Genomic DNA, 5,762 nt, shown 5'->3' with positions numbered 1-5,762 from the left:
GCTTTAGAAAATTATGGAAAATTACAGCAAAAAGTTAATGATGAGAATTTTGGAAAAAATAATACTGTGTTTTTAGAACCACTAGCAATACCAATGTATGTCTGAATAGTTGGAGCATCCTTATTATCAGACAAGTACACTTTTAATCCATTCTCTAACTCATAGATTCTTGTTTTAAGAGGATCGCTAGGTACGGTGTCGAACTTGTACTCTTTTGCGAATAATACATTTGCAATAAATACGGCAACAACCGTTAGGAAAACTCTTTGGTATGATCTCATGCTGATAGTTTAGGCGGCAAAAGTAAACAAAAGATTATTCTAGTTGAATACCTGACTGTTAACTATTTTCTTTAATCATTTCAATATGAGGCTGATCGTCCTCCAGATACATAACACCCACCTGTTTAAAGCCGTGTTTCTTGTAATAATTTTTCAAATATTGCTGCGCTGAAATACGAACAGACTGGTCGCCAAGTTTAGACTGAATCACTTTTAGTGCTTCAACCATAAGAGCATTGCCTATACCTTGTTGTCTGTATTCTTTTTTAACAGCTAATCTACCAAGTGATACCTCCTCATAAGAAACACCACGTGGTAATATTCGCATAACAGCGACTACCAGTCCTGCCTCATTCGTTCCAAATAAATGAATTGCATGTGGCTCTTTACTATCCACATCTTGATAAGGACATACTTGTTCTAAAACAAAAACTTCTGATCGAAGAAAAAGAATTTCAAAATATTCATCAACAGATAATTCTTTAAAGTCTTTTGCTTGCCAAATAATCGTTTGTTTCATTTTCCTTCTTTATTGAATATTAAAGGAAGTACAAATAATGGTGATATGAAAGCTTTATGGAATTGGCTCCGTAATTGCATCCTGTAATAAACATAACTTTAGATTCCAAAATATGAGAAACGAGATTCTCTTTATAGCACTTATCCTAATCTCAATAAACCCATTAATTTCAATCGGGCAAGACAGTTCGTCTACCGTAATCCCTTTACAAGACCCAATTAGACTTATTGAAGAAATACAGGACAACAGACCTCCTTGCGGAATTCCATGCAGTCACCAATACGACGAAAAAGGATCTTTCATGAGTTGCTTAAGCCCTTGTTGTAATTGCAACGAAATTTACTTTGATGACAGGCTATTGAGACAACTGCAAAACTACAACGATACGTCTTCTATTAAACCTCAAGGACTAAGTGTCTATCAAAAAAAGACAGATACCATCGAAGTAAAATTTAAAAAGGCATCGCACTTTTTTGATAATAGTTACTCTTTACAAATAGATTCTATAATTAGCGATTCACGATGCCCGGTTGACGCGAAGTGTAAATGGGCTGGTAATGCAGAAGCAAGATTTCTCTTAAGAAAAAAACAAGGAACACAGAAAGCGTTTATCCTAAACACAAATACGCGATTTGAAACTGAAGTAACAATTGACAATATTAAATTTGAGATTATCGGTATTAGTCCGAAAATAAAGACAAACAAAATTTCGGTTAGAAAGAAGTATAACATTTCAATTCAAATTATAGAACAATAATTTGAATCATTATTATTTAATAAACCGTACTCTATTTTATATTTGCAACACAATCGCTAAAACAATAATATGACAACTCAAACAAAAGATTCCCAAACTGCACTTACACCAGATAGAGCACTAAATATATTAGTAGAAGGAAACAAAAGATTTGTTACTTCAGCAATGACTAGTCGTGATTTGTCTACGCAAATTAAAGAAACAAGCACTGGTCAATTTCCATTTGCCGTGGTATTAAGTTGTATTGATTCACGCGTACCATCGGAGATCGTATTTGATCAAGGTATTGGAGATGTATTCAGCGCTCGTGTTGCTGGAAACATTGTTAATGTCGACATCCTTGGATCTATAGAGTATGGCTGCAAGGTAGCTGGCTCTAAAGTAATCGTAGTTTTAGGACATACTAAATGTGGCGCAGTAACATCGGCTTGCAAAGAGGTTGAGTTAGGAAATATCACGGCGCTTCTTTCTAAAATAAAACCAGCTATTAGTACTATTAAGCAAAGTTTGTCTTCAGATGATGCAGGGTTTGTTGAAAAGGTTGCAGAACAAAATGTACTCGAATCAATTCAGAACATAAGAAAAGAAAGTCCTATTTTGGCTGAAATGGAATCAAATGGTGAGATTAAAATAGTCGGTGCTATTTATTCTGTAGAAACTGGAGAAGTAAGCTTTATATAATAAAGCTTACTCTTTATCCAACTCTAATATCTCTTCAGCAGAAGCCAATCCACTTCGCATTGCTCCTACTACTGTACTACTCCACGTAGCTTCACCTGCAAAGAATAATTTATTATCTACCGACTTAGCTAAGATTTCATCTGCTCCTACACCCTCTTCATTATACCAGCCCTTAGAAGAACCGTATGAGTAAATCCCTTTGATATATGGATCCATTTCATAGTTCATATAGAATGCCTCGATGAAGTTATCCGTAGCCGTAGTGCCTCCGAATATTGCATCTAACTCTTTTACTACAACTTCTTCTGCCCGTTCATCTTTTGCAATTAAATCTTCCGCTCGTTCTCCCATTATGTAGCACTGTAATACATTAGGATCATTAACACCTTCTCCTCTGTATTTATTAGGAACCCAACATCTAGTTGAAAGTCCTGCTCCTAATATCTCAACGATATCATCTTTTTCCCAAATTGGCTCTTTGAATTTAAGGTACATTCTAAATCCAACATCCAAAGTCATTTTATTGTAAGCCTTAACTTTATCAGCAGGTAAGTTCGGAACGAAATCAATTATCTCACTTTTTAATACATCGGAAGAAACAGTACTTACAACACGATTAGTTGTGTATGTCTCGCCATTTTCATCCGTAACAACAATAACATCATTGGTATAATCAACTTTAACAACTGGTGCATCGTACTTGATTAATCCTTTATCATGTAGTGGTTGGAAATAAAGAGTATCCAAAAATGATTTATAAGGAACGTCAACTAAAAAAACATTCCCTCCTGGATCTTCATAATAATGTCCTTCTTCCCTTTCTTCTTCTTCTTCTTCTTCTTCCCCTTTAATCTCAGGATATTTCGAAGTATACATGTGATTTAATGAACTAGCTGAAGTCCCAGCTGCCATTAAGTCTTCCACAATTGTCCATATTAAATCTCCTTCCTTAATGCCAGCTTGAGCAAACAAGGCTGCAGACTTAGTTGTATCCGGACCGTCATAATCTCCAATTGCATGAATAGCTTTCAGCGCTTTTAAATAAGTATCATCCTCAAGTGCATTTACAGGCTTACCCTCTTTTAAGTACACAATATTTTCCAAACCCATGTGGTAGTCGATATTGTGATAATTATTGTGATGAGGATAAGGCCAGTCTCCCAAATCTGTTCTCGGATCATCGAAAAAACGGAAGTAATACTCTTCACCAATTTCAAAAGGATGAAGCAATGTAGAATCCCACATATAGATATCTCTGTAGATATCAATAAGTTGTGTGCCACTATCCGGTAAATGTGCAAAAACTGCTCCTTCGTACATTACCTTATCCCCTTTAATATCCAACCTTTCAGGATCTTTGCCCTCTTCAATAGCAATTTCTCTAAACTTAGTCATTGCCTTAGTTCTCATTGGAATTGGAAAGTCTCTCGAAGGATATACTTCTTCTGGTCCTATTGCTAAAAACCCTTCGCAGAAATTATTGTTAAATTGAGCTCTACCGCCATGTGTTGAAGATGCCTCTAATACTTTAACATTCATTCCGTTTTTATCTAAATGCAATGCAGTATACATTCCCGCAGCTCCTGCCCCAATTACTATCACATCAAAATCTACCGATGACTCAGTTTGACTGCCTTCTTTCTCTTGTGAAGAACAAGACATGATTAAAGTAGCTAATAATAAAGCCGATAGTTTGATTAAGTTTCTCATCTAATAAATGTTATTGGTTTGGTAGAATGGAAGTATAATGATGCGAATATAAGCTACCCTATCCTTAAGAAGAAATTCATTCCAATAATGTTTCCGGGAATTAATTATTGCACATAAGGTGTTATATTTAATCTTCTTAAATATTTAATTCCTAGCATAATTAATCGTTTTATATGATGAAATTTTTATTTAAAACTTCATTATCCTTTTGGATACTTTTAATACCTATTCTCACTCCACTGCATGGTAGGGCATCCGATCTTCAAATAATAAATTTCGCGGTTGGATCCGGAGATGCAGCGCTTGTAATTTTACCAGACGGCAAAACTATGATGATAGATACTGGTACTGAAAACAAATTCAATGATGTAGTTTATCCTTTTTTCCAGAACAATGGCATTACCCATTTAGACTATATAGTAGAATCACATGGTCATGGTGACCATAACGGTGGATATGATTCACTGGTAAGCAAAGGGTATATTGATATAAATACTATTGAATGGGACAACCAGACATTCAACTACGAAGACAAATTCGAAATTAGCGGAGTAAATTTCTTCATTTATAATGTAAAAAATACGACACTTTATGGAACCGATGCTAATCTAAATAGCCTTGCCTTTAGAATGGAATATAATGGGTTCGTTTATACTACAGGCGGAGACGAAGGAACAGGATCGATGGATAGATTCTTAGATGAGCACCCTGGCAAGGTAAGAGCGCATGTTCGTAAAACAGCTCATCATTTGTATGGCCCTTTAAGCTCTGACTTCCTTAAAGCAACAGATGCTTACCTTTTTATTATCTCGAACAATGCGGATAATATGAATACACTTGGACCAGCATTCGATAACAACTTCTTACCATCTATAAATTGGTTACACGCAAATAATAGAAGGATAACTGATCCTGGATATGCTATCACTGGAGAAGAAGGACACGTATATACTCGTGCTGCAGACAGTAGCGATTGGTGCTTTACTTACTTACCTAATCTTACAACAGATCTAATTCCATCTGCATTAACCTGTCCACCATTTACTTCTAGTATTAATGATAACGAAAGTTTGACGTCAATCACAACCTATCCAAATCCTGCCATAGATTATGTAACGATTGATCTTGGCAGTTCTTTCCAAGAAGTAGTTGTACAAGTAATCAACTCGATCGGGTCTGTTTTGGATATAAATAATTACCAGTTTGTTTCTTCCATTACCCTGGATGTTTCGAATTACAATGACGGACTTTATTTCATTAATGTGGTATCAGACTCTGAAAGGAATTCTTTTAAAATCATAAAGAATAAATAATTGAATCCTATGAAAATAATCAAACATCTAAGCGATCAATTAAAAGCATATTCTATTACTGCAATTACTGTAGCTGCTAGTTCATCGACAATAAATGCGACAGTAATAAACAATAATTTGAATGCCAATATTCAAGACTCTTCATTTGATTTAGACTTAAATAATGATGGTGTAAATGATTTCACAATTCAGGCATCCCTTATATCTTCCGACTGGAGCAAAACATCTGACCCATCATCTGCTGGAGGACCTGGAGGTCAGTCGAACTGGACATGGAAATGGGTCGGAGGATCAGCTAACATGAGCCTTAATGCAACAGCTACTCCAGATGGTTATAATGCATTAATGACTACAGGAGGTTTTTCGACCGTTTCGGCAGTACCCCAGGGAGGGACAATTGGACCAGAAAAAAATTTCGTATCAGAAGCTCTGAATATAGGCGGACTATGGTGGGGAGAATGGCAAGAAAGAAAATACGATATGGTAAATAATTCCACTTT

General features: G+C 35.6%; 7 protein-coding genes. 4 read left to right on the top strand and 3 right to left on the bottom strand.

Going from position 1 to position 5,762, the window contains the following annotated elements; translation table 11 throughout:
• Positions 1-11: 11 nt before the first annotated feature.
• On the bottom strand, positions 12-281 hold the full coding sequence (locus HRT72_13350; GenBank protein NQY68694.1) for a hypothetical protein: 270 nt from the start codon (positions 279-281) through the stop codon (positions 12-14).
• Positions 282-339: 58 nt separating this feature from the next.
• Complete coding sequence (locus tag HRT72_13345) at positions 340-801, bottom strand: GNAT family N-acetyltransferase (protein NQY68693.1); 462 nt, start codon at positions 799-801, stop codon at positions 340-342.
• A gap of 112 nt (positions 802-913) precedes the next feature.
• On the opposite strand from HRT72_13345, the gene HRT72_13340 reads away from it, so the two are divergent.
• Positions 914-1,558 carry a hypothetical protein gene (locus HRT72_13340; GenBank protein ID NQY68692.1) on the top strand — a complete coding sequence of 215 codons (645 nt, stop codon included), beginning with the start codon at positions 914-916 and terminating at the stop codon, positions 1,556-1,558.
• A gap of 69 nt (positions 1,559-1,627) precedes the next feature.
• Positions 1,628-2,239: a carbonic anhydrase gene (locus tag HRT72_13335; protein NQY68691.1), complete on the top strand. Its 612-nt coding sequence runs from the start codon at positions 1,628-1,630 to the stop codon at positions 2,237-2,239.
• Positions 2,240-2,245: 6 nt separating this feature from the next.
• On the opposite strand, the gene HRT72_13330 is transcribed toward HRT72_13335, so the two are convergent.
• A complete protein-coding gene (locus HRT72_13330; GenBank protein NQY68690.1) occupies positions 2,246-3,949 on the bottom strand; it encodes an FAD-dependent oxidoreductase in 1,704 nt (567 codons plus the stop codon).
• A 173-nt stretch (positions 3,950-4,122) separates the two neighbouring features.
• On the opposite strand from HRT72_13330, the gene HRT72_13325 reads away from it, so the two are divergent.
• Both HRT72_13325 and HRT72_13320 read left to right on the top strand, forming a co-directional pair.
• Positions 4,123-5,262, top strand: coding sequence for a T9SS type A sorting domain-containing protein (locus HRT72_13325; GenBank protein ID NQY68689.1), 1,140 nt, complete (start codon positions 4,123-4,125; stop codon positions 5,260-5,262).
• Between the two features lie 9 nt (positions 5,263-5,271).
• The coding region (locus tag HRT72_13320) for a hypothetical protein (GenBank protein ID NQY68688.1) at positions 5,272-5,762 on the top strand (491 nt) is incomplete at its 3' end.

The sequence above is a fragment of the Flavobacteriales bacterium genome, assembly GCA_013214975.1.
Classification (GTDB): domain Bacteria; phylum Bacteroidota; class Bacteroidia; order DT-38; family DT-38; genus DT-38.
Note: the sequence above shows the minus strand (reverse complement) of the source record. Positions and strands in the feature narration are given on the sequence as shown.